The organism is Janthinobacterium sp. 75 (genome assembly GCF_004365495.1).
In the GTDB taxonomy this organism is placed as follows: domain Bacteria; phylum Pseudomonadota; class Gammaproteobacteria; order Burkholderiales; family Burkholderiaceae_D; genus Janthinobacterium.
The window spans coordinates 1,536,636-1,562,842 of sequence record NZ_SORD01000001.1; the positions used below are offsets into that span (position 1 = coordinate 1,536,636).

Consider the following 26,207-nt stretch of genomic DNA (forward strand, 5'->3'; position numbering starts at 1 on the left):
AGACCGAGGAGACAAAATGCATCAAACAAAATTCGCGCTGGCCGTGCTGGCTGCGGCTGTCCTGGCAGGTTGCGGCGGCGCCAGTGGCGGTGATCAAGCCTTGAAAGTCAAATACACGGCGCAGGTGTCGTTCGGCGACAGCCTGTCCGATGTCGGTTCGTATGCCGTGGGCACGGTGCTGGCGAAAGGTGGCGGCAAGTTCACCATCAATGGCGACAATACCAAGATCAATCCTGAACTGACGGGCAAGAACTGGACCGAGCACTTGGCCGCGCAATTTGGCCTGGCCGTGCCGTGTGCCGCCGAGACTGGTCTGGAAGGCAATGCGGCGCAAGGCTTGTCCGTGGCGCGCGTCAAGCATGCAGGCTGCTACGGCTACGCCATGGGCGGCTCGCGCGTGACCAATCCGGTTGGCCCGAACAATAAGCTGACGGGCAGTGCGCTGGGCGCTTTGACCGTACCCGTGGTGACGCAGATCGCCAATCACCTGGCTGTGTCAGGCGGCAAGTTCAGCGGCACGGAAGCCGTTTTCGTGATGGCAGGTGGTAATGACGTGCTGTACCAGCTGGGTGCATTGCAAGCGGGCGCGACCGCTGCTGGCCAGGCCGCTGGTGCTGCTGCGGGGGCACAAGCCTTCGCCACCAACCTAGCGCTGGCCCTGGCGGCCGGCGCTACCAATCCGGCCACGGCCGCAGCCTCCATCGGTGCCGCCATCAAAACGGCCAGTGCGGCGCCGGGCGCGACATCGACGACCATCGTCGGTGCTGCCGTGCAAGCCGCCGTTATTGCTGGCAATACGAATGCCCCATCGCTGGCCGCCGCTGCGGCCGCCAAGGCGCAAGCCGATGCGACGGTGACGGGCAATGCTGCCGGCGCCAAGGCAGGTGCCGATTACGCCGCGGCTCAGGGGCCGTTGCTGGTGACGGCGATGGGACAGGCAGGCAAGGAGCTGGTGGCGCTGGTCAAGGACCAGATCATCGCCAAGGGCGCCAACTACGTGATAGTCAACAACCTGCCTGACGTGGCCGGTACGCCATCGGGCTTGAGCAAGGATGCCAATACCAAGGCGCTCATCAACGCCATGGTCAGCGCCTTCAATGGCGAACTGAGCGCCGGCTTGAATGGCAATGCGAAAGTATTGCTGGTCGACGTGTTTGCCGTCAGCCATGACCAGGGCGTCAATCCCGGCCCGTATGGCTTGACCAACGTCAGCGAGACGGCGTGCGATTTGAGCGCGCCAGGCAATATCCTGGGCAGCTCGCTGGTGTGCAATGGCACGAACCTGAAAGCGGGCGATGTCAGCCACTACTCGTATGCCGACGATGTGCATCCTACGCCGTTCAACAATCTGTTGCTGGCCCGTTATGTGGCCAAGGACATGGTCGTGCGGGGCTGGCTGTAAGGAATGGCCGTGCCGGCTGCGTCCGCGGGACGCGGCTGGCAGTGACAAGACTGGATAGCTGAACTATCCGCACATAATGATCAGGAGACAAGATGAAGAATCGTTTGAATACCGCTGTACGCGTGCTGGCCGCCGCCGCCGCGATGGCCATGGCGACGGGCGCTTCGGCGCAAAGCGCAGGCACCTGGATGGTCAAGGCTGGCGTTAACAAGATCACGCCGCATGTCGACAGTGGCGACATTTCCGCACCGGCACTGCCGGGCACCAAGGCCAACGTCGAGGCCGATACCAAGCCCATCCTGAGCTTTGCCTACATGCTCACGGACAATATTTCCGCTGAAATGATCCTGGGCGTGCCATACAAGCACGACCTGATTGGCGACGGCTCCATCAAGGGTACAGGCAAGCTGGGCACGGCGGAAGTCTTGCCGCCGACGGCCTTCATCCAGTACCGTTTCTTCCAGCCCAATGCGATGATCCGTCCATACGTGGGCGCGGGCTTGACGTATGCTTATTTCCAGAAGGAAACCGGCTCGGGTCAGATGACGGCCTTGCTGGATCCGGGTGGAAAACCAGTGACCTACCGCATGGACAACAAGCTGACAGGCAGCCTGGTGGTCGGCAGCACCGTGGCCTTCAACGAGCGCTGGTTTGCTGACGTAGCCGTGGTCAAGACCTACCTGAAAACCAAGGCGAAATTCTCGACGGGGCAGACGCAGGACATCAAGCTCGATCCGGTTGCCGTGAGTGTCAGCATCGGGTACAACTTTACCCTGTAAAACAAAAAATCCGCCTCGGCGGATTTTTTTTTGTCCCGCTCAGGCTGGCGGTGTATTGAACTTTCCATTATGGAAGATCAAGGGCGGCTGCGCGGCAAACGCACATTGTTCCACTTCGCCCACGAAAATGACGTGGTCGCCTTCCGGATAGCGGCTGCGGTTGTGGCATTCGAACCAGGCCGATGCGCCTTTCAGGATGGGCTGGCCCGTGCGCGACAGTTCGTATTCGACGTCGTCGAAGGGATTCGGCGTGCGGCGTGAAAAGCGCGTAGCCAGTTCCGCCTGGTCGGCGCCCAGCACGTTGATGACGTAATGCGAGTTGCCGCTGAAAATGGGCATGCTGTTCGCCACGGAACCGAGGCTCCACAGCACCAGGGGCGGCGATAGCGAGACGGAATTGAAGGAACTGGCCGTCAAGCCACGGAAACTGCCGTCGGCCAGGCGTGTCGTAATGACCGTCACGCCGGTGGCAAACTGCGACAGTGCCTGGCGGAAATGTGTCGTATCGAATTCTTGCGCTGGCGCGCGGGGAGAGCGTGTGTTCATGGGTGACCTGTCTATTTGCTGACATTATGCCAAAAATCGGCCACGCCAGCGCAATCGTCGTCGGCATGCCCGTATGTGCGGTGCACCACGCGCCGTTTCTAGCGGCGCTGCAGACCACGGCGCTTTGCGTTACAGTAGTGAAATGATAAGGCGCAGCAGCATTGCGGGAGGACATCATGCATCAGCAGACGGAAGTGGCGATACTGGGCGGTGGCTGTTTTTGGTGCCACGCCGCCGTGTTTGGGGAAGTGCGCGGCGTGACGCGCGTCGCGTCCGGCTATACGGGCGGCAGCGTGCCCGATCCCACGTATGAACAGGTTTGCACGGGCGACACGGGCCACGCGGAAGTGGTGCGCCTGGAATTCGATCCCGCCATCATCCCTTACCACGACTTGCTGGAAATCTTTTTTACGCTGCACGACCCCACCACCGTGAACCGGCAGGGTAACGATGTCGGCACGCAATTCCGTTCCGTCATCTATTACCAGTCGCCCGAGCAGGAAAAAGTGGCGCGCAAGGTACTCGCCGAGATGGCCGGCGTGTGGGATGCGCCCATCGTCACGCAACTGGCGCCGGCGCAAGCTTTTTATACAGCCGAGGATTACCACCAGAATTATGCCGAGCAGCATCCCTTGCAGGGGTATTGCGCGCTGGTCGTCGCGCCCAAGGTGGAGAAATTCCGCGCCATGTATGCGGGGCGCCTGAAGTGAGGCAGCCTCCAGCGCCGCGCGCGCCTGTCAGGTCGTGAGCACGGGCGCGGGCCTGGCATCGCGCGCATACATGTAGTTGCGCGACCAGGGCAGGTTGGTGGAACGCCGTCCCGCCTTCACGCAGACGATCTGGTACAGGCTGATCAAATCTTGCTCGAAGGCATAGGCGCAGCCGGCCAGGTAGACGTGCCAGATGCGGAAGCGCCGTTCGCCCGCCAGCGGACGAATTTGCTCGGCGTTGGCTTCGAAATTCTCCGTCCACAGGGCGCAGGTGCGCGCATAGTGGCGCCGCAGGTTTTCCACGTCCAGCACTTCCAGTCCCCCTTGCTGCATGGTCTTGAGCACATTGCCGATGTGCGCCAGTTCGCCGTGTGGAAACACATATTTCTCGATAAATTCCCCGCCGCCATACGGCGTTTCGCCATTGTCCGGGTCGGTGGAGGTGATGCCGTGATTCATCGCCATGCCATCGGGCGCCAGCAGCTTGTTAATGATGGCAAAGTATTCGGGCAAGTGTTTGAGGCCCACGTGCTCGAACATGCCCACGCTGGTGATGCGGTCGAACTGGCCCGTGACGTCGCGGTAATCTTGCAGGCGGATATCGATCAGGTGCGCCAGGCCGGCCGCCGCCACGCGCTCGCGCGCCAGCGCGTACTGGTTTTCCGACAGGGTCACGCCCACGCAGCGGGCGCCATATTGCTGTGCGGCACGGATGACGAGCGCGCCCCAGCCGCAGCCGATATCGAGCAGGGTCTGGCCCGGCTGCAGCTGGATTTTCTTCAGGATATGGTCGATCTTCTTGACTTGCGCCTGCGCCAGGGTTTCATCGCCATCTTCAAAATAAGCGCAGGAATACACGAGGCCGGGGTCGAGGAATTGCTCGTAGAAGGCATTCGACACATCGTAGTGGTAGCGGATGGCTTCGGCATCCTTGCTCTTGTCGTGCGTAAAGCTGCGCACGATGCGGGCCAGCTTGCCTTCCGGTTTCAGGGTGTTGCGGGCGAGGGCATTGCAGATGGAAATCATGTCCATCGCCGTGCCCTTGACCTCGATATTGCCTTCCACATAGGCCGAACCCAGATTGGCCAGCGAGGGGTTCAGCAGGTAGCGGGCCGAGGCGACTGTCGGCAGACGAATGGTCACGCGCGGCACCTCGCTGGACAGGTCGACATGCTGGCCATTCCACAATTCTATGCGGAGCGGCAAGGCGGTCTTGCTGCGAATGCTGGCGATCCAGGACCTGAGTTGGTTTTGTACAAACAAAATGGCCTCCAATGAAGCGGCCCCAGCTGGGGCTGCAAATTGAGAAACAATGTTATTTAGTAACTTCTACCCTCATAGCCTACACCTATATTGACCAGCTTGCTTTGCACAGCCTTGACTGCGCGCTTAAGGTTGCAAGCGCTGCATGCTCCATTGCCCGTCAGCACCGCGCGTAAACACGATGCGGTCGTGGAAGCGCGAGCGGCGGCCCTGCCAGAATTCGATGCGTTCCGGCTGCAAACGGTAGCCGCCCCAGTGGGCCGGGCGCGGCGGCTGGGTGTCGCCGAGAGCGGCGGCGACGGCCTCGTAGTTGCTTTCCAGTGCGGCGCGGCTGTCGATGGGCGTACTTTGCTGCGAGGCAATCGCCGACAAGCGGTTTTGCAGGGGACGCACATTGAAATACTCGTCGCTCTCGGCAGCCGTGGTTTTCACCACCGTGCCTTCGATGCGCACTTGCCGCTCCAGTTCGCGCCAGAAGAACAGCAGGGCGGCGTGCGGATTGTGTTCGAGCTGCTGGCCCTTGTCGCTGTTGTAATTTGTGTACCAGGTAAAGCCGCGCTCGTCGAACTGCTTGATCAGCACGATGCGTGAGCTGGGCTTGCCGTCGGGACTGACGGTGGACAAGTCCATCGCATTCGGTTCCATCACCTGGGCCTTGACGGCCTCGGCAAACCATTTCTGGAACTGGGCGATGGGATCTGCCAGCACATCGGTCTCGCTCAGGCTCGATTGCACGTAATCGGTGCGCATGGCTGCCAGTACGGCGGCTGCGTCCGGCACTTCAGGCGCATCCGGCACGATGCCGCGGCGGCGCTGCATGGCTGTGCCAAGCTGCTCCATCTGTTGCGCGCTGAACAGGCGCTTGGCCATGGGCGCCAGTTGTCCTTCTTCCTTGGCCATGTGGGCCTGGTAGGCGGCCACGTAGTCGCGCACGCCATCGTGCGACAGCTGCGAGTTCGTGCCGGCCGCGATGGCGTCGAGTTCCGGGCGCAGGGTCAGCCAGGCCTGGTCCATGCGCTGGTGGTCGGCCAGGATTTCCGGCACCAGGGTCGCAAGCAGGGCCGCGTCGTCGCCCGTGGCCGTCGCCTGCAACATGGGCATCAGGTCCTGTTCTTCATCGTCATGGTGCAAATGGGCGGCTTTATTGAAATATTGCAACACTGCCTTGGCCGCCTGTTGCGCTTCCGCCGTGTTGCCATGCTGTCCCAGGTGGCCCAGCAGGTTTTGCAGGGTCGTCAGTTGCTTGCGGATCTTGTCGTGGCAATGCTTGAGCACGGCGATGGGCTGGTCAAAGCCGGGAACTGAGTCGAACAGGGGAGAGGTCATGGCAAGTTCTCGTGGTGGGCGGTGTGGGGGCGCGGCGACAGTTGCTCTTGTCGCTGTGTCAATTCGGCTATTTTAGAATATCTGCCTGCGCAGTGTCCGTTAAAATGGCGCCATGCATACCTCCACCAATGAACTAATTTCCATGGACTTGACCGAGATCGATTTTGAACGGCGTTTCGGCGGCATAGCCCGCCTGTATGGCGCCCCCGCGTTGGCGCGCTTCCGCGCCGCCCATGTGGGTGTGATCGGCGTGGGCGGGGTCGGTTCCTGGATCGTCGAAGCGCTGGCGCGCAGCGCCATCGGCCGCCTGACCCTGATCGACCTCGATAATGTTGCCGAATCGAACATCAATCGCCAGATCCAGGCCATGAGCGACACCATCGGCAAGGCCAAGATTACAGCCCTGGCCGAGCGCATCGAACTGATCAACCCGTTTTGCCAGGTCACGCAGATCGAGGATTTTATTACCCCTGATAACCTGGAGCAATTGCTGGGCGGGCGCGATTTCGACTACCTGATCGACGCCATCGACAATGCCAAGGCGAAAGCGGCCGTGATCGCGTATTGCCGCGCGCGCAACATTCCCATGCTGACCATCGGCAGCGCGGGCGGGCAGACGGACCCGACCCTGATCGCCGTGCGCGATTTGTCGAAAACGGAGCAGGAACCGCTGCTCAAGCGAGTACGCAAACTGTTGCGCACGGAATATGGTTTCCCCCGTGGCGTGAAAAACAAATTCAACGTCGACGCCGTGTTTTCCATGGAACCGTTGAGCACGCCCGAGAGTGCCGAAGCGTGCGCCATCGATGGCAGCACGCCTGCCGGCGTGACGGGCTTGAATTGCGCCGGTTTCGGTTCCAGCGTGGTGGTGACGGCCAGCTTCGGCATGGTGGCGGCTGCCCATGCGCTGAAAAGCTTGCGTCAGGACAAGCTTGCCGCGGTGCCAGTGCCAGTGCCAGTGCCGGACGCCGCCTAAGTCGCGCTGTTTAGGTCAGCTTGCGGCTGGCCAGGATGCGATAGTCGCCGCTGCTCTTGATCGATTCCACCAGCACCAGTTCGTCCGCCTGCCAGGCGATGGGCGCGAAGTCCTGGCTGGCTGGCGGCGGCGCCTGGCGCGCCAGGGTCACGTGCGGCGTAAAACGGTCGTGCTCGAAGCGGGGCGCCAGTCCCTGTTCTGCCAAGCCGTGCATGCAGGCAGCGCGCAAGTCCAGCAAGGCGGGCGAGGCCTGCGCCAGCGCGGCCCAGGCTAGCGCCAGCTGGGGGAAGTGGCTGGCGTGATCGAATACCAGGGGCATGGCGCGCGCCGGCAAGTGCCCCAGTAGCTCTTGCAGGGCCGGCATAGCGCTGGCCGGGCGCTGCCCCAGGAAGGCCAGGGTCAGGTGCAGTTTCTCTGCGCGCACGGGCTTGCCTTGCAAGGGTGCCTGCCAGGCGGCCAATGCCGCGCGCGTGGCCGCGTCGGGCCACAGGGCGTAAAACAGACGGGGACAATGTGTATCGGGCGACAAGTTTTTCCTATCGTTGCAGCGGTTTGCTATTATTGGCATTCCCTGCCGGTTGGCTGGCCAGGGATCTCACCGAAACTCACTGAAAGAATACATCATGACGCGTAGCTCCGTTTTGTTTGCCCTGATCTGCTCCGTCGCCGCGTCGCTGGCGCAGGCACAGGCGCCAGCGCCTGTTTCCGCCTCCGCCGTCTCGCTGAGCCCTGGCCCTGTCGCCGATAAATTGATTCTGATCGACAACAAGGTCGGTACGGGCAAGGAAGCGTCCGTCGGCAGTAACGTCACCGTGCACTACACGGGCTGGTTGTACCGTCCCTTGGCGAAAGATTCGCGCGGCAAGAAGTTCGACAGCTCCGTGGGCCGTGGCCCGTTTGACTTCCCGCTTGGCAAGGGCATGGTCATCAAGGGCTGGGACCAGGGCGTGGCGGGCATGAAAGTGGGCGGCAAGCGCACCCTGATCATTCCAGGCGAGCTGGCCTATGGCTCGCGCGGCGCCGGCAATGGCGACATTCCGCCGAACTCGGCACTGATCTTCGACGTGGAATTGCTGGACGTTAAGTAATTGTTCACTTTGGCGGCGGCGCATGCTCGCGCTGCTGCCATCAGCGCTCTGAAACGCGGTAGACTGGGGTTTCTTGAAATAGCGGAGATTGCTTCCATGAACATCGCCAACGACGTCACTGAACTGATCGGCAACACCCCCCTGGTGCGCATCAACCGCATCGCCGCCGGCAGCGTGGCCACCATCCTGGCCAAACTCGAATTCTACAATCCCGCCCACAGCGTCAAGGACCGCATCGGCCTGTCCATGATCGTCGCTGCTGAAGCGGCGGGCAAGATCCATTCCGATACCGTCATCGTCGAGCCTACCAGCGGCAATACGGGCATCGCGCTGGCCATGGTGTGCGCCGCACGCGGCTACCGCTGCACCCTCGTCATGCCCGACACCATGAGCCGCGAGCGGCGCATCCTGCTGCGCGCCTATGGCGCCGAACTGGTGCTCACGCCCGGCAGCGAAGGCATGCTGGGCGCCATCCGCAAGGCCGAGGAAATGGTCGCGGCCGATCCGCGCTACCTGATGCTGCAGCAATTCAACAATCCCGCCAATCCCGCCATCCACCGCGCCACCACGGCCGAGGAAATCTGGCGCGACACGGATGGTCAAGTCGATATCGTCGTCGCCGGCGTGGGCACGGGCGGCACGATCACCGGCATCGGCGAGGTGCTGAAGGAACGCAAGCCTGGTCTGCAAGTGATTGCCGTGGAACCGGAAGCGTCGCCGATGCTGTCGAAAGGCACGAAAGGGCCGCACCCAATCCAGGGCATCGGCGCCGGTTTCGTGCCGCAGATACTCAACACGGCCATCTACGACGAAATCATGTGCGTCAAGAACGACGATGCCTTCGCCACGGCGCGTCTGGCCGCCAGCGATGAAGGCTTGCTGGTCGGCATCTCGTCGGGCGCCGCCCTGTGGGCTGCCCTGCAAGTGGCGCAGCGTCCGGAAAACGCGGGCAAGACCATCGTCACCATCATCCCGTCGTTTGGCGAGCGCTACCTGAGCACGGCCTTGTACGCGGGCCTGGGCGACTGAGCGTTGTCCCGCCCGGCGGTGCAGCGCAAGGGTGCCGGTTGAACTTGCCATGGCGAAATATGCGCCAGGCTGGCACGGCAGGCGCAGTACAATATCGGACGGGCCGCAATGGTTCGGCCCGAATTGTGTCTTTGAATGGAAATATGTTCCTGGTAAAACCTGAACGCCGCCGCCTGCTGCAGGTGGGCGCAACCGTGGCTGTCATCGCGCTGGGCCTGGCCTCGCGCGCTTATCCCCAATTCCTTCCCGCCGCGCTCGGCAAATATCCGGGCGACGCCCTGTGGGCCATGATGATCGTCTTTGCCCTGGGCGCGATCGCCACGCGCATGCGCACGTGGCAGCTGGCGCTGACTTCGCTGCTGATCTGCTTTGCCGTTGAATGTGGCCAGTTGGTCCAGGCGCCATGGATCGTCGAGCTGCGCGCGCATCCCCTGGGTCACCTGGTACTGGGTTCCACCTTCGGCTGGGCCGACTTGATCGCCTACACGACCGGCGTGGCCGTGGCGGCGTTCATCGACAAGCTGGCGCTGTTCAAGCGCCGCTGAGCTTTGATATGTGGGGCCAGTTCCTTCGGAATCGCAATGCGTCCCATTGGGACACGTTCCCCTGACAGGACTAGCCCCCTCAGTATCACTTGACGTTACCCTCCGCGTCGCGCAATTCCACGGGTGCCAGTTTGAGTTTGCTCAATTGCGGGGCGATCTTCGCCTTGTCGCCCACGCCGATGACGATCAGCTTTTCCGGCTGCAGGTATTTCTTCGCCATCTGCTGCACCTGCTTGTCCGTCACGCCCGCAAAGCGCTGCGGCAGGGTCGCGTAGTAGTCCAGGCCCAGGCCGTAGATATACACATTGGCCATGCTGGCACTGATGCTGGCATTCGTCTCGAACTGGCCCGGCAGCGACAGCACCTGCGAATTGCGCGCATTCGACAATTCCTTGGCCGTTAACGGCTTGGCGATCATGGCGCGGATTTCCTTGAAGGTTTCCGACACGGCCGGACCCGTCACGTCGGTGCGTACCCCTGCCGCGATGGAGAACGGTCCCGGCTGGCTACGGTACTGGAATTGCGAGCGCACGCCATACGTGTAGCCCTTCTCTTCGCGCAAGTTATTGCTCAGCCGGCTCGTAAACAAGCCGCCCAGCGCCGCATTCATCACTTGCAGCGGCGCATAGTCGGGCGTCGTGCGGGCCACGGCGATGGTCGACAGGCGCACGGCCGTCTGCGGCGCGCCGGGCTTGTCGACCAGGATCAGCCTGGCTTTCGTCGTGGCCGGCGCCGCTGTCACGGACGGCGCCACCGTGCCAGCCTTCCAGCTGCCGAACTTGGCTTCGGCCAAGGCCTTCAATTCCGCGGCACCGATATCGCCCGAGACGATCAGGGCCGCATTGTTGGGTACATAGTGCTGCTGCCAGAACGCCTGCAGGTCGGCGCGGCTGGTGGCCTTCAGGGCCGCTTCCGTGCCCAGCTGGATGGTGCCGTACGGATGTTGCGGACCATACAGGGCCGTCGCTTCCACGCGGGCCGCCACGGCCCCCGCGTTTTCGCGCTGCTGCGCCAGTTCGCCGATGCGGCTCGCGCGCTGGCGTTCCACCTCGGCCGAGGGGAATTGCGGGTGCTGCACCACGTCGGCCAGCACGTCGAGCGCTTGCGGGAAGGTAGTTTTCAGCGAGGTCAGCTGGGCGAACGAGGCGTCCGCGCCGGAACCCGTGCCCAGAAAAGCACCCAGTTGCGCCACGTCGTCGGCAATTTGCGGCGCGCTGCGCGTGGCCGTGCCTTCCTGCAGCAATTGCGCCGTAAAGCCCGCCAAGCCCGGCTGCGCCAGCGGATTGGCGCCCGAACCGCTTTTCACCACCAGCTGGCTCGCCACCAGCGGCACGGCCGGGTTGTAATTGTGGATCACCGTCAAGCCATTGCTCAGGGTGAAGGACGTCGCTTGCGGCAGCACGATCTTCGGCGCCGGACCGGCCTTCGGCACGGCACTGCGCCACGGCTCGTCCGCATTGATGGCCGTGCCTGGCGCAGGCTTGACCTTGCCCGGCGCCGGTGTCGGCACTTCCGCGCCCAGGTCCGGCGTGCCCGGCACGCCATACACGACCACGCGCGCCTGGTTTTTCAGGTAGGTGTCGACGGCGCGCTTTACGCCGGCCGCCGTCACCTGGCGGTAGCGTTCGATATCCTTGCCCAGGTAGCCGGGGTCGCCCAGGTACTGGTTGTACTGGTTCATCATGTTGGCGTTGCCACCCACTTTTTCCACCTGGCTCAGCATGGCGGTCTCGATGCTGTTGCGGGCCCGCTCGATTTCCTTCTCGGTGGGGCCCTTGGCACGCAACTGCTCCAGCTCCGCCTGCATGGCTTGCTCGATTTCCTCGGGCTGGTGGCCGGGACGGGCCGTCACGTCGATGGTAAACACGGAGGTGAGGGCGTTCGAACTCTGGTTGGCGCCCACGTCCTGCGCTATCTGCTTGTCGTACACCAGGGATTTGTACAGGCGGCTGGACTTGCCGCCGGCCAGGATTTGCGCGGCCATCGACAGTTCCGCGTCATCCTTGGCGTAGGCGGACGGCGTCAGCCAGGCCATGAAGACGCGCGGCAACTCGACCCGGTCCTGCACCACGACTCTGCGTTCCTGCGCGATGGGCGGCGTCACGACATCGGGCTTGGCCACGGCGGGGCCGCTCTTGAAGCTGCCAAAGTATTTGTTGACCAGTTCCTTGGTCTTCGCCTTGTCGATGTCGCCGGCGATCACCAGGCTGGCGTTGTTGGGACCATAGTATTTGGTAAAGAATTCCTTGATGTCGGCCAGTTTGGCATTCTGGATATCCGCATGCGAACCGATGACGCTGGCGTAATACGGGTGGGTTTTCGGGAACAGCTGGTGGTACAGGGCTTCCTGCACGATGCCATAGGGCGCATTTTCCACGCTCTGTCGGCGTTCGTTGCGCACCACGTCCTGCTGGTTTGTCAGCGCCGTCTGGTCGAGTACGTCCAGCAGATAGCCCATGCGGTCGGAATGGGCCCACAGTGCCAGTTCCAGTTGGTTCGACGGCACCGTGTCGAAATAATTGGTACGGTCGAAATCCGTGCTGCCGTTCGAATCGGTGGCGCCCGCGCCTTCCAGCAACTGGTCGGCCATGCCGCGCGGCACGTGCTTGGTGGCGGCAAACATCATGTGCTCGAACAAATGCGCAAAACCCGTCAGCCCCGGCGCTTCATTCGCGGGACCCACGTGATACCAGACATTGACGGCCGTGACGGGCAATTTATGGTCTTCCACCAGGATCACGTCGAGGCCATTCGGCAGCGTGTATTTTTCGTAGGCAACATCTGGCACGGCCGTGGCTGCCGTCGCGGCGGCCGCACCGGCGGCGTGGGCGAGGGTGAGCGGGGCGCCGTACAGCGACAGCATCAGGGCGGGAATGGCCAACAGTTTGATCGGTTTCATGCATGCTTCCAGGCTAGGGTGGGGGAAGATGCTGCGGCTCGCTCGTGGCTGGCGCAGCGCGATGGTGCAACGGTCGGTGCTACAGTTTATACAGCAGGGCCGCGCCGCCCAGCACCAGCAGCGCGCAGGCGAGCGAGACGATGGCGGCCGCGCCCAGCATTCGCCATTCGCGCGGTGTGAAGCCGGCCGGCCCGGCCGGCGATGGCGCGGGTACGGGCGCTTTCGGCGCTGGCTGGGCCATGGCTGCCGCCGGCAGTGCCGGCAAGCCGCCCGCCGAGCGTGCCTGCGCCGCCAGCGCTTGCGTGGCGGCGTCCAGCAGGGCCAGCTGGCGCTCGACGGTTTCCGCCAGCACCGCTTCGTTCAGCGCCACCAGGGCGAATATCGGGTCGTCAACGTCGATCTTGATGCCCGTCTTGTCGAACACGTGACTGCGCAGTTTGTGCTGGTCCATCTACCATTGCACCTTGTCGAGTTGTTCGAAGATGTCGCGGTAGACGACCTTGATGCGCTGTTTTTCCATGATGTTGAACTTGTCGTTCTGCAGCACTTCCTGCATCGTCAGGCGTGCCGTGTTCATTTTCTTGACATCCGCGCCGAAGGTGTCGGGATTGCGTTGGCTCAAGGTGATGCTGCCCTTGACGCGAGCGCGGTTGTCGGCATACGACTGCGATTCGACAAACTGCTTGCCGGACGCCGATTGCAGCAGGCCGAAGTGTTCGTTTTGCCACAGCACCAGCGGCACTTTCGTCGCTTGCGCCGTGGCGACAAAACCCGTGGCCGTGTCGTGCAGGGTATCGCCGCCGCCGACGATGGTGTGGATATACACCTTGCGGCCCGATTCTTCCAGCAGCGAAAAACAGTCGTTTTCCAACAGGTAGCCCATCAGCGGCGAAAATGTGTTCGCGCCATTGTCGACCACGCAGTTGCCGTCTGTGTCGAGGATATCGATCATCAGCGCGTCAAAGCGTTTCGGGTCGATGTTGCGCGCATCCGTCATCACGGGCACATGCTTGACGTTCATTGCCTTGTAGCGCGAGAACGTGGCGTTTTCCTGATCAGTGTCATAGCAGCGCAAGGGCGTGTCGTCCTTGCCGCCTATCCATTGGGCCAGCAGGGTAGAAACGAGGGTCTTGCCGATGCCGCCCTTGCCCTGCAGGATGAAATGTACCGTGTTTTGCATTGCGACTACTCCAAGTTGTTGCGTCAGTGACAATCAAAGATCCGTGACGGCGGCGCGCGCGCCCGGCGAGGCCACGAATGGCATTTTTACCACAATCCTTTGCAAATATGCCATGCGGAACAGCGAATCTGGTTATGATGTTAATCAGGATACCATTGATACAGAGCAAGTTTTGTGTGAAAAATCCACCCCAGAGTGTGAACGAGGACGCAGTGCCGATCTCCAGTCTCGATAAAGCCGATATTGACCGTCTGAATCAGCAAGCCCTGTCTTGCCTGGTTGGCAACCGCCGCCAGGCACGCCGGCTGGCGCAGATGGCGCTGACGGCGGCGCAACGGCAACAGTATGCGCGCGGCGGCGCGTATGCGGAACTCAATCATTGCTGGCTGGCGTATTACGCGGGCGAGGCTGAGCCGTCGTGCGAGCGCCTGGGCGGGTATTTCCAGCATAGCGGCGACCTGGAAGGGGGCATGGAAGTGGCGGCCCTGCAGGGCGCGTATGCGAGCCGGCGCGGCGACTTTGCCGATGCCGAGCAGCATTTCCTGCAAGCGCGCAGCCTGGCCGCGCAGATACCCGACTCGCTGCACAAGTTCATGCTCTACGCGCGCCTGGGCGTCGATGCCCTGAACCGTGGCGATACGCAGGACGGCCCGCGCAATTTTTTGCTGGCACTGGACATCGCCGAGCGCTTCGGCAGCCCTGCGCACCGGGTCAACAGCCTGTCGAACCTGGCGTCGTCGCAGCATGACCTGGGCAACGATGAAGATGCCATTCCCCTGCTGGTCGAGGCGCTCGACATCATCGGTACGCAAAAGCTCAAATACCAGCAAACCATCGTCTCGGCCAATCTGGCCATGTGCCTGCTGGCCACGGGCAAACCGACCGAAGCGCTGGCGCTGGTGGAACCGTTTTACGAGTGGCCGGAAGAAGACCTGGCCGTGCGCGCCTTCTTGTTTTGCATCGCCGCCCACGCTGCCATCCTGCTGCAACAGCCCGATAGCGCCTTGCAACTGCTGTTGCGGGCCGAAGAATACGCGCGCCGGGGCCAGGACCTGGAAGAGCAGATGCATGCGTGGCTGGTGCGCGGCAAGCTGGACCTGCACGCGGGCCAGACGGCACATGCCTTGGCGTCCCTGACGCAGGCGCACAGCCTGCTGAGCTGGACGCGCAATCCATTCCACCAGCAGCAGATCTTGCGGGGACTGGCCGACATCAATGCCCAGCTGGGCGAATGGGAAGCCGCGTATGGTTTCCTGCAGCAATACCAGGCCGCCTACGAGGCCGGCAGCAGGTCGGCGCGCGCCTCGCGCAGCCTGATGCGCAACCTGGAAAAGGAAATGCACAGCCTGAAAGCCGAGCGCGACAAGGCGCTGGACCTGCAGGCGGCGCGCGAGACGGAAAACGCCAAGCTTGAGCACCTGAACCGCGAACTGGCGCACCAGATCCTGCATGTCAATTCCCTGCAGGACAGCCTGAAGGAGCAGGCCATGCGCGACCACCTGACGGGCCTGTACAACCGCCGCCATTTTGAAACCTGCCTCAATGCCATCTTGCACGAAGCCGATGCGGATGCGCCCGTGGCCATCGCCATCATCGATCTGGATTTCTTCAAGCGCGTCAACGATACCTACGGGCATAATTTTGGCGATGAAGTGCTGATCCAGTTCGCGCGCCTGGTGGAAAGCCAGCTGCGCGGCAGCGACATGCTGTGCCGTTATGGCGGCGAGGAATTCTGCCTGCTGTTGCGCGAAGCCGACAGCACCATCGCGGCGCACAAGATCGACGATATCGCTGCGCGCTACCGTCAGTTGCTGATCCAGCAGGCGCCGCACAGCCTGACCGGCTGCACCTTTTCGGCCGGCATCGCCGAATACCCGCGCCACGGCGCCGGCCGCCACGAATTGCTGATGCGTGCCGACAGCGCCCTGTACGCGGCCAAGCAGGCGGGCCGCGACCGTGCCTGCATCGCCGACGCTACTGGATAAAACGCAGCAGTTCGCGCAGGGCGTGCGCCACCGCCTGCTCGCGCACGGCCTGGCGATCGCCCGCAAACACCAGTCGCTGCGTCTGCACACGCCCGTCCATGGCCCAGCCGAAGCAGACCGTGCCAACGGGCTTGCCGGGCACGCCGCCCGTGGGGCCTGCAATGCCCGTGGTCGAGACGGCCACCTGGGCCTCGCTGTGGGCCAGGGTACCTTGCGCCATGGCGGCGGCCACTTCCTCGCTGACGGCGCCATGTGCGGCGATCAGCTCGGCGGGCACGCCCAGCATGCTGCTTTTGGCCCCGTTGGAATAGGTGACGAAGCCCCGTTCGAACCAGGCGCTCGACCCGCTGATGTCGGTGACGGCCTGCGCCACGCCGCCGCCCGTACACGATTCGGCCGTGGCCAGCAGCAGGCCCTTTGCCTGCAAGGCCAGGCCGACGGCGGTGGAGAGGGGGATGTGTTCCTTGCTCATGGATGACTCCTGCATGCGGTGAAAATGGTGGCAAGACTGTAGCATGGTCAACGGCAAAAGAAACTTTCCCCGGTAACAGCGAAAATGCGTACACTCTTTTATACATTTGCTACCACTTCGGGCCGGCAGGCGCTCTGTCGCTGCGCCACCCTGGTGCGCATCGCTCGAACCGGCAAGCGGCATGGTGCCGCGCCTTCGTATGCATTCTCTTTACTCGGTTGTCATGGCAATTTTGAACTGGTCCTGGTGGCGTCATCCTGGCCCCCTGCGCCGCCCCGTGCGCGGCGCCGGCCGCCGCTCCCTCCGCTTGGGCTGGCTATTGCTGCTCCTGGGCGTGCTGTGCGCCGATGCGCGGGCGCAGGTGCCGGGGGAGCTGGAACGCCAGGTCAAGGCCGGGTATCTGTACAAGTTTGCCGGCTATGTCGAGTGGCCAGACGGCAGCTTTGTCCGGCCAGACTCTCCCCTGGTGATCGGCGTGGCTGGCGCTGATGCGCTGGCCGAACAGCTCGAACAGAGCGTGGCCGGGCACAGCGTCAACGGCCGCGCCGTGCAGGTAAAAAAAGTGCGCCGCGGCGAAGCGCTGGCCGGGCTGCACGTGCTGTACCTGGGCGCGTTGGATAAAACGGCGCTGCAGGAGATGCTGGCCGCCAGCCGTGGCCTGGCGTTGCTGACGGTATCCGATTCGGATGAGGTCTACGCGATGGGCAGCATGATCAATTTTGTGATGGCCGAGGACAAGGTGCGCTTCGACGTGGCCCTGAAGCCCGTGGCGCAGGCGCATATCCGCATCAGCGCGCGCATGCTGCTGGCCGCTTACCGCGTGCAGACGGGGGGGGCCTAGATGATCAGACTGCGTTCCATCCGCCACAAGCTGATGTCGGTGGTCTTGCTGACCACGCTGGTGGCGCTCGTCATTTCGCTGGGCACCATCGTCGTCTACGACTTGCGCGCCTACCACCGCAACCTGGTAGCCGATATCAGTACCCAGGCAGAGCTGCTGGGGCATATGAGCTCGGCCGCGCTGGCCTTCGACGACGAACGCCTGGCGCTGGAAAACCTCAACCTGATGCGCATCCGCCCGCGCGTGACGGCCGGCGCCCTGTACAAGGCCGATGGCAGCCTGTTTGCCAGCTATCGCGCAAATGCGCATGTGGGCGAGCTGCCGGCGAAGGTGGGCAAGGAAGGTGTAAGCATCCAGGGCAGCTCGGTGGAACTGTTCAAGCCCATCGTCGACAATGGCGAATTGCTGGGCACCGTGTATCTGCGCGCCGATTACGAGCTTGCCGGCCGCGCGGCCGACTACCTGGCTATCGCGCTGAGCGTGACGGTGCTGGCGCTGCTGGTGGCCTTGCTGCTGCTGCGCCGCCTCGATTTCGTCATCACGCAGCCCATCCTCGATATCGCCGACGTGGCGCGCGAAGTGATCGAGACGGGCGACTACTCGCGCCGCGCGCGCAAGCTCAGCGTCGACGAAGTGGCGCAGCTGGTCGATTCCTTCAACAAGATGCTGGCCGAGATCGAGCTGCGCACGCACGCGCTGGAGCGCTCGAACGGCGAGCTGGCGCGCGAAGGCGAGCAGCGCACCCACGCGCAGCAGGAAGTCATGCGCCTGAACCAGGAACTGGAAGTGCGCGTGCACGAGCGCACGATGCAGCTGGAAATGACGAATGGCGAGCTGGCCATGGCGATGGAAGAGGCGCGCAGCGCCAACTATGCGAAGTCGGCGTTCCTGTCGTCGATGAGCCATGAATTGCGCACGCCACTGAACGCCATCCTGGGTTTTGCGCAAATCCTCAGTTCCGACCGCCTGCCGTCGACCCTCGAACAAAAGAAGGAGTTCGCCGGCCATATCCTGAAATCGGGGCGCCACTTGCTGACCCTGATCAATGAAATCCTCGACCTGGCAAAGGTGGAGTCGGGCACGGTCAGCCTGTCGCTTGAACCCGTGGGCCTGGACGCCATCTTGCAGGAATGCCGCGACATGATCGCGCCGCTGGCCAGCCAGCGCGGCATCGGCATGGCTTTCCCCGACGCCTGTCCCCTCAACGTGCTGGCCGACCGCACGCGCCTCAAGCAAATTCTGTTGAACCTGCTGTCGAATGCGCTCAAGTACAACCGGGAACAGGGGCAGGTGGCCATCGATTGCGCACCGCAGTTCGGCGGACGCGTGCGCATCAGCGTGCGCGATACGGGCGTGGGACTCGATGCCGAACAGGTGGCGCTGCTGTTCCAGCCCTTCAACCGGCTGGGGCAGGAGGGCGGCACGGAAGAAGGCAGCGGCATCGGCCTGGTGGTGACCAAGCGCCTGGTGGAATTGATGGATGGCAGTATCGGCGTGACGAGTGCGCCCGGCGAAGGCAGCACATTCTGGATCGAACTGCGCGTGGTCGATGCCGTGCCCGTCCCGAGCGCACCGGCCTTGCCGCGGCCGGACCTGGCCGGCGCGCTGCTCGACAATAGCGCCCCCGTCACCTTGCTGTATGTGGAGGACAATCCCGCCAACCTGACCCTGGTCGAGGAAATCGTGCGCTACTGCCCCCAATTGCAGCTGCTGACGGCAACGGATGGCCGCCTGGGCGTGGAGATGGCGCGCACGCATTTGCCGCAGTTGATCCTGATGGACATCAACCTGCCCCATGTGAATGGCACGGATGCGCTGAAACTCTTGCGCGCCGATCCGCGCACGGCGCACATTCCCGTCATCGCCCTGACGGCCAATGCCATGCCGGGCGATGTGGAGCGCAGCATGGCGCTGGGCTTTTACCGCTACCTGACCAAGCCGATCAACCTCGATGAATTTACCGAGGCGATCAACAGTACCCTGGCCTATGTGGCGCAGCAGCGCCGGCAGAAGGGAACAGGCGCGCCATGATCAGCCAGGCCGATATCTATGCGGCGAAAATTCTTATCGTCGACGACCAGGAAGTCAATTTGCGCCTGCTCGAGCATTTGCTGGGCGGCGGCGGCTACACGGCCATCTCCAGCACTCTCGATGCGCGTGCCGTGGCCAGCCTGCACCAGCGCCATCAGTTTGACCTGATCATCCTGGACCTGGTGATGCCCAGCATGAGCGGCTATGCCGTGATGGACGCGCTGCGCCCGCTGGAGCTGGAAGGCTATTTACCCGTGCTGGTGATCGCCGCCGACCCGGACGCCAAGCTGGCCGCGCTGGAAGCGGGCGCGCGCGACTTCATCAGCAAGCCCTTCGACGCGCTCGAAGTGCTCACGCGCATACGCAACATGCTTGAAGTGCGGCTGCTGCACCGCGCCGCGCGACACTACAACACGCTGCTCGAACGCACGGTGGGCCAGCGCACGGCCGAACTGCAGCGCTTTCGCGGCGCCATGGACGCCACCACCGACGCCATCTTCCTCGTCGATGTGCTGGGCATGACCCTGGTCGACGTCAACGACGGCGCGTGCCGCCTGCTCGGCTATGCGCGCACCGAACTGCTGGCGCTGGCGCCCGGCACCTTGCTGCCATCGCCGCCGGCCCCGCCCCTGGCCGCGCTGCCGGGCGGCCAGGCCCACCTGGCCACGGAAGTGACGGAGTGCGAACTGGTGCGGCGCGACCTGAGCCTGGTGCCCGTGGAACTGGGCTGGCACTGGTATGCACAAGCGCCGGTGGCGGGTGGGCAGGGTGCGGGCGGCCTGCTGCTGATCGCCGTGGCGCGCGACATCAGCGAGCGGCGCCAGGCGCAGGAGCGCCTGAAGCACCTGGCCCACTATGATGGCTTGACGGGGCTGCCGAACCGCAGCCTGTTTTACCAGACCCTGGCCCAGGCCGTCGAACTGGCGCAGGAAAAAAGCTGGCGCATCGTGGTGCTGTTCATCGCGCTGGACCGCTTCAAAAGCATCAACGACACCCTGGGCGCAGCGCTGGGCGACGAATTGCTGCGCCAGTTCAGCAACCGCCTGGTCGAATGCGTGCGCCTGCGCGACACGGTGGGGCGCCTGGGCAACGACGAATTCGCGCTGATACTCACCATGAGCCGCAACCAGCAGGAAGCCGTGGCGGTGGCCAACCAGGTGCGCGAAGCCTTGCGCGCGCCGTTCGACTTGCGCGGCCACGCGGCCACCCTGACGGCCAGCATCGGCATCGCCATGTATCCGGACGACGCCACCGACCCGGAAACGCTCATTAAGTACGCGAATACGGCCATGGGCGGCGCCAAGCAGGCGGGGCGCGACGGTTACCGCTTTTTCACGGCTGGCATGAACGTGCAGGTGCTGGCGCGCCTGGACCTGGAACTGGCGCTGCGCCATGCGCTGGAACACGAGCAATTCATCCTGTACTACCAGCCCAAGGTGGATTTGCGCACGGGCCGCATCAGCGGCGTGGAAGCGCTGCTGCGCTGGCGCCGCCCCGGCTACGGCCTGGTGGCGCCGGCCGAATTCGTGCCCGTGCTGGAAGACACGGGCCTGATCGTGCGGGTGGGCGCCTGGGTGATCCAGGCTGCCTGCCGCCAGATCGCCGAGTGGCGCGACAGCGAAGTGGGGCCCGTGCATGTGGCAGTGAACGTGTCGAGCCGCCAGTTTGCCGAAGGCGACCTGGAAGGCGAGGTGACGCGCGCGCTGGAGCAGCACAATGTGGCGCCGGAACTGCTGGAACTGGAACTGACAGAAACGGCGCTGATGTCGAACGCCGAGCGCACCATCGTCGTGCTGGGCAAGTTGAAGAAAATCGGCGTGAAAGTGGCCATCGACGATTTCGGCACCGGTTACTCCAGCCTGGCGTATTTGCAGCGCTTCCCCATCGACAAGCTGAAAATCGACATTGCCTTCGTGCGCAACATCACCAGCAACCCCAACGACGCGGCCATCGCGCTGGCCATCGTCAGCATGGCGCACAGCCTGAAACTGAGCGTGGTGGCCGAGGGCGTGGAGTCGCGCCCGCAGCTCGAATACCTGCGGCGCAACCGCTGCGACGAGATCCAGGGCTTTTATTTCAGCCGCGCCCTGCCGGCGCTGGAACTGGGGCAGATGATCGTCGCCGGCGCCGGCCTGCCGCCCGGCCACGACCCGGCCGCCCAGCCGGCGCAGACCCTGCTCATCGTCGACGACGACGTCAACGTGCTGTCGTCGCTGCACCGCCTGTTCCGTCCCGAAGGCTACCAGATCCTCACGGCCAGCACGCCGGCCGAAGGGTTTGAAATGCTGGCCCTGCACCGCGTTCACGTGATCGTCTGCGACCAGCGCATGCCCAGCATGAGTGGCACGGAGTTCCTCAGCAAGGTGAAGGAACTGTACCCGGAAACCATCCGCATCATCCTGTCCGGCTACACGGGCCTGGAAGCCGTGCTCGACTCGATCAACCGGGGCGCCATCTACCGTTTTTATACGAAACCGTGGGATGACACACAGCTGCGCGACAACATCCGCCTGGCCTTCCAGCACTACTGGATGGTGAACCAGCCGGGACTGGCGCGCTTGGCGGTGCGCTAGCTCAGTCGCTGAAGTGGTCGAAAGAACTCAAGGCCAGATCCAGCGGCTGCCCGGCTGCATCGACCAGCCGCAAGCCTGATTGGGCCTCGATGCAACCCACGCGCGTGACAGGCGTGCCGCAGCTTGCCGCCAGGGCGGCGATGGCATCGCGCGACGAGGCGGGCGCCGTGAAGCACAGCTCATAATCGTCGCCGCCGGCGGCCGTGTAGCGGCGGCGCAGGCCGGTTTCCTGCTGCGCCAGCACGGGGCCGGCAGGCAGGGCGTCGACGTCCAGGGTGGCGCCCACTTGCGAAGCCTTCAGAATATGTCCCAGGTCTCCCACCAGGCCGTCCGAAATGTCGATGGCAGCATGCGCGAGGCCCGCTTCCGCCAAGGCGCAGCCCAGCGCCACGCGCGGCGTGGGCGTGTGCATGCGCGCGGCGGCTGCCAGCAGGTCGGCTGGCGCCAGCTTCTGTTCCATGCGGTAGCCCGCCAGCGCCAGGCGCGCGTCGCCCACGGTGCCGCTGACCCAGATATCATCGCCCGCCACGGCTGCGCTGCGGCGCAGGGCCTGGCCCGGCGCCAGTTCGCCGAACACGGTGATGCAGATGTTCAGCGGGCCCTTGGTGGTATCGCCGCCGATCAATTCGCAGCCGAATACGTCGGCCAGCGCAAACAGGCCTTCGGCGAAGCCGGCCAGCCAGGCGCGCTCGGCTTGCGGCAGCGACAGGGCCAGCGTGAACGCCACGGGACGCGCGCCCATGGCGGCCAGGTCGGACAGGTTCACGGCCAGGCTTTTATGGCCCAGCATGCGGGCGTCGGCGCCGGCAAAGAAGTGCCGGTCCTCGACCAGCATGTCCGAGGAAATGGCGATCTGCTTGCCGGCACTTGGCGTGAGCAGCGCGCAATCGTCGCCAATGCCCAGAGTGGCGCGGCCGGGGCGCTGGCGCACGAAGTATTGTTTGATCAGGTCGAATTCGGAAAGCGCGTCGTGTGGGGCCATGGCGTAGTCTGTGCGTTGAATGATGGTGTGGCCCGGCTATTATAGGCTGGCCTACAATACAGGCCTTTGCCACTGCCGAGCAGCTTACTATGCCCATCCTCGATATTCACGTCCTGTTGCAATCCTGGCTGGACCATGGCTGGCTGCGCGACCCGCAAGCCGTCGGCCTGGCCACCTTCGAGGCGCAGGAGCTGGTGGCGCACGGCTTCTATGCCGTCAGCGACGTCGACCAGCTGTGCCTGTACGAGGACGAGCGCCTGTTCCGCAGGGGCAAGCGGCCGGTGCATGTATTGTTCAAGGCGTTTCTGCAGCGCGGCCAGCTGGTCGCGAATAGCCTGGGCCTCGGTGATCAGGTGCACCTGGCCGGTTTTCTGCGCGCGGCGCGGCAGCCTTTGCCGGCGTTTCGCGTGCTGCTCGAGCATGGGGGCCGCAGCGGCGCCCTGCTGTTCGACAGCGGCCTGGTGCTGCAGTTTTCCGCCAACTTGTGGGGCAAGCCCCGTCATTACTACCTGACCCTGGTCGAGGGACATGTGGCCGACGCCCATGTTCCGGATCGCGACAGCGATATCGACTTGCGCGCGGCCAGCGTGGGCCATGTCCAGGCCCTGTACGACAGCCGCGACCCTGCTGAACTGAAGCGCCTGGCACGGCGCGGCAATGCGGCGCTGCGCGAACTGGCGGGCCTGCTCGCTTAGCCTTTCTTCGCCTGGGCCATACCCTGCAGCAGCTTGGCCAGCAACTGGTCGAGCTGGCGCTGCTCGTCCGCGCTGAGCGCCGACAGCATGGCGCGCTCGTTCTCCACGTGCAGCAACACCAGCTGTTCAATCAATGCCAGGCCCCGGGGCGTCAGGGCCACCAGCACGCCGCGCCGGTCCGTCGGGTGCTTCTGGCGTTCGATCAGGCCTGCCGCTTCCAGCCGGTCGATGCGGTTGGTCATGCCTCCCGAGGACAGCATGGCCGCCTCGTACAGTGCCGTCGGCGTCAGGCTGTACGGCGCGCCTGAGCGTCGCAGGGTCGCCAGCACGTCGAATTCGCCCGGTTGCAAGCCATGTTCGGCGAACAGCGGATTGAGCCAATCGCGCGCCATCAGCTGCGCCACCGTGCCCAGCTGGCCCACCAGCTGCATGGCGCCCGTATCCATCTGCGGCAGCTCGCGCTGCCATTGTGCCGCGGCAAATTGCGCGCGCGTATGTTCTTGCGGGGTAGTTGTCATGGGTAGGTATTTATCTCGACATCAAGATAGATTTCTATCTCTATGTTAAGATACTTTTCATCGAGTTATTCTATGACGCATTAAACCATGTGCCTCCCTGCGAGGCAAGGACTACTATCCCATGCCATCCTTACGCCCCGACACCGCCCCCCCTCCCTCGTCCGCCCTGCTGGTGGCCGCCATCATCCTGCTGGGCCTGAACCTGCGCCCCATCCTGGCCGCTATCGGCCCCTTGCTCGACAGCATCCAGGCCAGCACGGGCATCAGCAATGCCGACGCGGGCTTGCTGACCACCGTGCCCGTGTTCGCCATGGGCGTGTGTGCGCTGGCGGGTGCGCAGCTGCAGCGCCGTCTGGGCGTGACGCGCGGCATCTCGCTGGGCATCGCCATCATCGCTGCCGCCTGCGCGCTGCGCTGGCCCTTGCATGGCAGCGGCGGCCTGATCGCCACGGCAGCGCTGGGCGGCCTGGGCATTGCGCTGGTGCAAGCCTTGCTGCCAGCCTTCATCAAGCGTCATTTTCCCGCTCGGGCGGGCCAGTTGATGGGGTTTTACACGACGGGCATCATGGGCGGCGCGGCCATTGCCGCCGCGTCCGCCTCGCCGCTGGCACAGTCGCTGGGCTGGCAGGCGCTGCTGGCCCTGTGGGCGCTGCCCGCCGTGGCCGCCGCGCTGCTGTGGCGCCGTGCTGCCGCTTCGCGCGTGGAGGTGGCCAGCGGCGCAGGCGCCAGCCTGCCCGTGGGCAGCGGCCGCGCCTGGCTGTTGATGGTGTTTTTCGGCATCGGTACGGGCGCCTACACGCTGGTGCTGGCCTGGCTGCCGCCGTTTTACACGGAACTGGGCTGGAGTGCGGCCGACAGCGGCTTGCTGCTGGGTGCCCTGACCCTGGTGGAGGTGCTGGCGGGACTGGTGGTTTCAAGCATCATCCACCGCTTCCCCGACCGCCGCATCCTGCTGCTGTCCGTCTTGCTGTCCGTGCTGGCGGGACTGGCTTGCCTGATCGTGGCGCCCGCGCAACTGGCCATCCCCGCCGTGATCCTGCTGGGCTGTGGCATCGGCGCCCTGTTTCCCCTGTCGCTGATCGTCAGCATGGACCACGTGCGTGACCCGGCCGGCGCCGGCGCACTGCTGGGCTTTGTGCAGGGCGGCGGCTACATTATCGCCAGCAGCATGCCCTTCATTGCCGGATTGATCCGCCAGCATTCGTCCAGCCTGGCCCAGGCGTGGATGGTGATGGCCGGTGGCGTGGTGGTGTTACTGCTGATCGCGGTGCGCTTTGCGCCGGGGGGCAGGCTGGCCCAGTCGCGCTAGCGTGCGCATGGCGTGTGCTGGCAGCTGATATATTTCGCGCATGAACATCGTCGACCATTATTTAGCAGGCTTGCGCAAGGCCTTGCCGCCGGAACCGCTGGCGGAGCTGGCGCTGGCCAGCGGCGCCAGCACGGTGCAACTGGCCAGCTTGCGCCAGGCCTATCCGCTGTGCCCGGACAGTGTGCTGCACTTGCTGGGCAAGTACAACGGCACCTATTATCAGAAGTATGCTGGCGGCACGGTGCTGGTGTATATGCTGGGCTCGGACGTGTTCGAGTATCCGTATTATCTGAGTTCGGTCGAGCAGATCCTGGAGGATGAGCAGGCGAACCAGCGCAGCATCGCCGATATTTACGGCCATTACCTGAAAGACGATCCCGGCATCGTCGACGCCCGCATTGACGCCGCTATTCAGCAGGGCCAGCGCCTGTGTTTTTCGCATTGCATGAACAATGGCGGCTCCTCGCGGCTGTATATCGATTTCACGCCGGCGGCGTCGGGCAAGGTCGGGCAGATCGTGCGCTTCCTGCACGACCCCGACAACTACCAGGTCATCGCCGACAGCTTCGACGCCTATCTGCAAATGCTGATCGACGACGGCTACGGCTTCCTGATTGAGGAAAATTTTGAATAGCCCAGCCACCCCGCCATCGCTGCTGCCCCCCAACCGCCGCATCGTGCTGTCCGGCGAGGATGCGTTGCGCATCCTGTGCGAGATCGAATTCCTGCTGCAGTCGCTGCATCACATCGGCCGCCATTATTATCCCGACGGCGACGATGACGGCGCCGATGCGCTGCGCCGCGCGCAGTACTGTGCAGAGACGACACGCTTCATTGACGAGGAGCAAGCCACGACCCGTCTGGCGCTGATGCGCAGCATCCTGTCCGCGCCCTTCGACACCACCCTGGGCGCCGACGAGATGGACGATATCGAGCGCGCCGTCGAGGCATTGCCGCTGTGGCGTGCCGCTGGTGCTCTATCGTAAAAATTAATTGAAATTTAAAATTTGATAGTTTTTCCTGCTAAGGACGTTTGTGCCGCCGGACGGCCTTACAAT

The 26,207-nt window shown here is 63.8% G+C and carries 25 protein-coding genes; 15 read left to right on the forward strand and 10 right to left on the reverse strand.

The annotated features are described in order from the left end of the window. Positions 1 to 16: 16 nt before the first annotated feature. Together C8C89_RS07055 and C8C89_RS07060 are read left to right on the forward strand one after the other, a co-directional pair. Positions 17 to 1,402 carry an SGNH/GDSL hydrolase family protein gene (locus tag C8C89_RS07055; RefSeq protein WP_101482924.1) on the forward strand — a complete coding sequence of 462 codons (1,386 nt, stop codon included), beginning with the start codon at positions 17 to 19 and terminating at the stop codon, positions 1,400 to 1,402. A gap of 92 nt (positions 1,403 to 1,494) precedes the next feature. Next, a complete protein-coding gene (locus tag C8C89_RS07060; RefSeq protein WP_208327680.1) occupies positions 1,495 to 2,181 on the forward strand; it encodes an OmpW family outer membrane protein in 687 nt (228 codons plus the stop codon). A gap of 39 nt (positions 2,182 to 2,220) precedes the next feature. On the opposite strand, the gene C8C89_RS07065 is transcribed toward C8C89_RS07060, so the two are convergent. Continuing rightward, entirely contained in the window at positions 2,221 to 2,727 is a 507-nt protein-coding gene (locus tag C8C89_RS07065) for a flavin reductase family protein (protein ID WP_077408668.1), read from the reverse strand. Between the two features lie 176 nt (positions 2,728 to 2,903). On the opposite strand from C8C89_RS07065, the gene msrA reads away from it, so the two are divergent. Next, entirely contained in the window at positions 2,904 to 3,437 is a 534-nt protein-coding gene (gene msrA, locus C8C89_RS07070) for a peptide-methionine (S)-S-oxide reductase MsrA (RefSeq protein ID WP_133989211.1), read from the forward strand. Between the two features lie 27 nt (positions 3,438 to 3,464). Here the strand turns inward: msrA and C8C89_RS07075 are convergent, their stop codons facing one another. Together C8C89_RS07075 and pdxH are read right to left on the reverse strand one after the other, a co-directional pair. Next, positions 3,465 to 4,700 (reverse strand): cyclopropane-fatty-acyl-phospholipid synthase family protein, encoded by a 1,236-nt coding sequence (locus C8C89_RS07075; RefSeq protein WP_101484742.1) that lies wholly within the window; start codon positions 4,698 to 4,700, stop codon positions 3,465 to 3,467. A 126-nt stretch (positions 4,701 to 4,826) separates the two neighbouring features. Continuing rightward, positions 4,827 to 6,026: a pyridoxamine 5'-phosphate oxidase gene (pdxH, locus tag C8C89_RS07080; protein ID WP_133989212.1), complete on the reverse strand. Its 1,200-nt coding sequence runs from the start codon at positions 6,024 to 6,026 to the stop codon at positions 4,827 to 4,829. A gap of 112 nt (positions 6,027 to 6,138) precedes the next feature. On the opposite strand from pdxH, the gene C8C89_RS07085 reads away from it, so the two are divergent. After that, the gene (locus C8C89_RS07085; RefSeq protein WP_243857926.1) at positions 6,139 to 7,002 is read left to right on the forward strand and encodes a tRNA threonylcarbamoyladenosine dehydratase; all 864 of its coding nucleotides are present in this window, start codon (positions 6,139 to 6,141) and stop codon (positions 7,000 to 7,002) included. A 10-nt stretch (positions 7,003 to 7,012) separates the two neighbouring features. On the opposite strand, the gene thpR is transcribed toward C8C89_RS07085, so the two are convergent. Beyond that, entirely contained in the window at positions 7,013 to 7,531 is a 519-nt protein-coding gene (thpR, locus tag C8C89_RS07090; RefSeq protein ID WP_166674686.1) for an RNA 2',3'-cyclic phosphodiesterase, read from the reverse strand. A 94-nt stretch (positions 7,532 to 7,625) separates the two neighbouring features. Between thpR and C8C89_RS07095 the strand changes: the two genes are divergently transcribed. From C8C89_RS07095 to C8C89_RS07105, 3 genes are all read left to right on the forward strand, one after another. Continuing rightward, positions 7,626 to 8,090 (forward strand): FKBP-type peptidyl-prolyl cis-trans isomerase, encoded by a 465-nt coding sequence (locus C8C89_RS07095; RefSeq protein WP_133989213.1) that lies wholly within the window; start codon positions 7,626 to 7,628, stop codon positions 8,088 to 8,090. A gap of 96 nt (positions 8,091 to 8,186) precedes the next feature. Next, positions 8,187 to 9,119 (forward strand): cysteine synthase A, encoded by a 933-nt coding sequence (gene cysK, locus C8C89_RS07100; protein WP_101482917.1) that lies wholly within the window; start codon positions 8,187 to 8,189, stop codon positions 9,117 to 9,119. Between the two features lie 143 nt (positions 9,120 to 9,262). Continuing rightward, complete coding sequence (locus tag C8C89_RS07105; protein WP_133989214.1) at positions 9,263 to 9,664, forward strand: DUF2809 domain-containing protein; 402 nt, start codon at positions 9,263 to 9,265, stop codon at positions 9,662 to 9,664. Positions 9,665 to 9,749: 85 nt separating this feature from the next. Here the strand turns inward: C8C89_RS07105 and C8C89_RS07110 are convergent, their stop codons facing one another. The 3 genes from C8C89_RS07110 to C8C89_RS07120 form a co-directional block, all read right to left on the reverse strand. Next, positions 9,750 to 12,563 (reverse strand): pitrilysin family protein, encoded by a 2,814-nt coding sequence (locus C8C89_RS07110; RefSeq protein WP_133989215.1) that lies wholly within the window; start codon positions 12,561 to 12,563, stop codon positions 9,750 to 9,752. Between the two features lie 79 nt (positions 12,564 to 12,642). Next, positions 12,643 to 13,014: a hypothetical protein gene (locus C8C89_RS07115; protein WP_133989216.1), complete on the reverse strand. Its 372-nt coding sequence runs from the start codon at positions 13,012 to 13,014 to the stop codon at positions 12,643 to 12,645. Then, a complete protein-coding gene (locus C8C89_RS07120; protein WP_101482913.1) occupies positions 13,015 to 13,743 on the reverse strand; it encodes a hypothetical protein in 729 nt (242 codons plus the stop codon). Between the two features lie 176 nt (positions 13,744 to 13,919). Between C8C89_RS07120 and C8C89_RS07125 the strand changes: the two genes are divergently transcribed. Then, positions 13,920 to 15,728 carry a GGDEF domain-containing protein gene (locus tag C8C89_RS07125; protein ID WP_243857927.1) on the forward strand — a complete coding sequence of 603 codons (1,809 nt, stop codon included), beginning with the start codon at positions 13,920 to 13,922 and terminating at the stop codon, positions 15,726 to 15,728. Here C8C89_RS07125 and C8C89_RS07130 read toward each other — a convergent pair. Then, on the reverse strand, positions 15,718 to 16,200 hold the full coding sequence (locus C8C89_RS07130; protein ID WP_101482912.1) for a CinA family protein: 483 nt from the start codon (positions 16,198 to 16,200) through the stop codon (positions 15,718 to 15,720). The two genes, C8C89_RS07125 and C8C89_RS07130, sit on opposite strands and share 11 nt — an antisense overlap. A 223-nt stretch (positions 16,201 to 16,423) precedes the next feature. On the opposite strand from C8C89_RS07130, the gene C8C89_RS07135 reads away from it, so the two are divergent. From C8C89_RS07135 to C8C89_RS07145, 3 genes are read left to right on the forward strand one after another with little or no spacing between them, the layout of a single operon-like run. Further along, on the forward strand, positions 16,424 to 17,041 hold the full coding sequence (locus C8C89_RS07135; protein WP_166674687.1) for a YfiR family protein: 618 nt from the start codon (positions 16,424 to 16,426) through the stop codon (positions 17,039 to 17,041). Further along, positions 17,042 to 19,072, forward strand: a complete 2,031-nt coding sequence (locus C8C89_RS07140) for an ATP-binding protein (protein WP_133989218.1) — start codon at positions 17,042 to 17,044, stop codon at positions 19,070 to 19,072. It begins immediately after the preceding gene. Next, positions 19,069 to 21,645, forward strand: a complete 2,577-nt coding sequence (locus tag C8C89_RS07145) for an EAL domain-containing protein (RefSeq protein WP_133989219.1) — start codon at positions 19,069 to 19,071, stop codon at positions 21,643 to 21,645. Before C8C89_RS07140 ends, C8C89_RS07145 begins: the two co-directional genes overlap by 4 nt. Before the next feature lies 1 nt (position 21,646). On the opposite strand, the gene thiL is transcribed toward C8C89_RS07145, so the two are convergent. Beyond that, complete coding sequence (gene thiL / locus C8C89_RS07150; RefSeq protein ID WP_133989220.1) at positions 21,647 to 22,627, reverse strand: thiamine-phosphate kinase; 981 nt, start codon at positions 22,625 to 22,627, stop codon at positions 21,647 to 21,649. Between the two features lie 89 nt (positions 22,628 to 22,716). Between thiL and C8C89_RS07155 the strand changes: the two genes are divergently transcribed. Beyond that, on the forward strand, positions 22,717 to 23,322 hold the full coding sequence (locus C8C89_RS07155) for a hypothetical protein (RefSeq protein ID WP_101482907.1): 606 nt from the start codon (positions 22,717 to 22,719) through the stop codon (positions 23,320 to 23,322). Here C8C89_RS07155 and C8C89_RS07160 read toward each other — a convergent pair. Further along, positions 23,319 to 23,840, reverse strand: coding sequence for a MarR family transcriptional regulator (locus C8C89_RS07160; protein ID WP_101482906.1), 522 nt, complete (start codon positions 23,838 to 23,840; stop codon positions 23,319 to 23,321). The two genes, C8C89_RS07155 and C8C89_RS07160, sit on opposite strands and share 4 nt — an antisense overlap. Positions 23,841 to 23,961: 121 nt before the next feature. On the opposite strand from C8C89_RS07160, the gene C8C89_RS07165 reads away from it, so the two are divergent. The 3 genes from C8C89_RS07165 to C8C89_RS07175 are packed head-to-tail and all read left to right on the forward strand — an operon-like array spanning position 23,962 to position 26,135. After that, entirely contained in the window at positions 23,962 to 25,149 is a 1,188-nt protein-coding gene (locus tag C8C89_RS07165; protein WP_133989221.1) for an MFS transporter, read from the forward strand. Positions 25,150 to 25,189: 40 nt separating this feature from the next. Beyond that, positions 25,190 to 25,783, forward strand: coding sequence for an SMI1/KNR4 family protein (locus C8C89_RS07170; RefSeq protein ID WP_133989222.1), 594 nt, complete (start codon positions 25,190 to 25,192; stop codon positions 25,781 to 25,783). Then, entirely contained in the window at positions 25,776 to 26,135 is a 360-nt protein-coding gene (locus C8C89_RS07175) for a hypothetical protein (protein ID WP_208327681.1), read from the forward strand. Before C8C89_RS07170 ends, C8C89_RS07175 begins: the two co-directional genes overlap by 8 nt. Positions 26,136 to 26,207 lie beyond the last annotated feature (72 nt).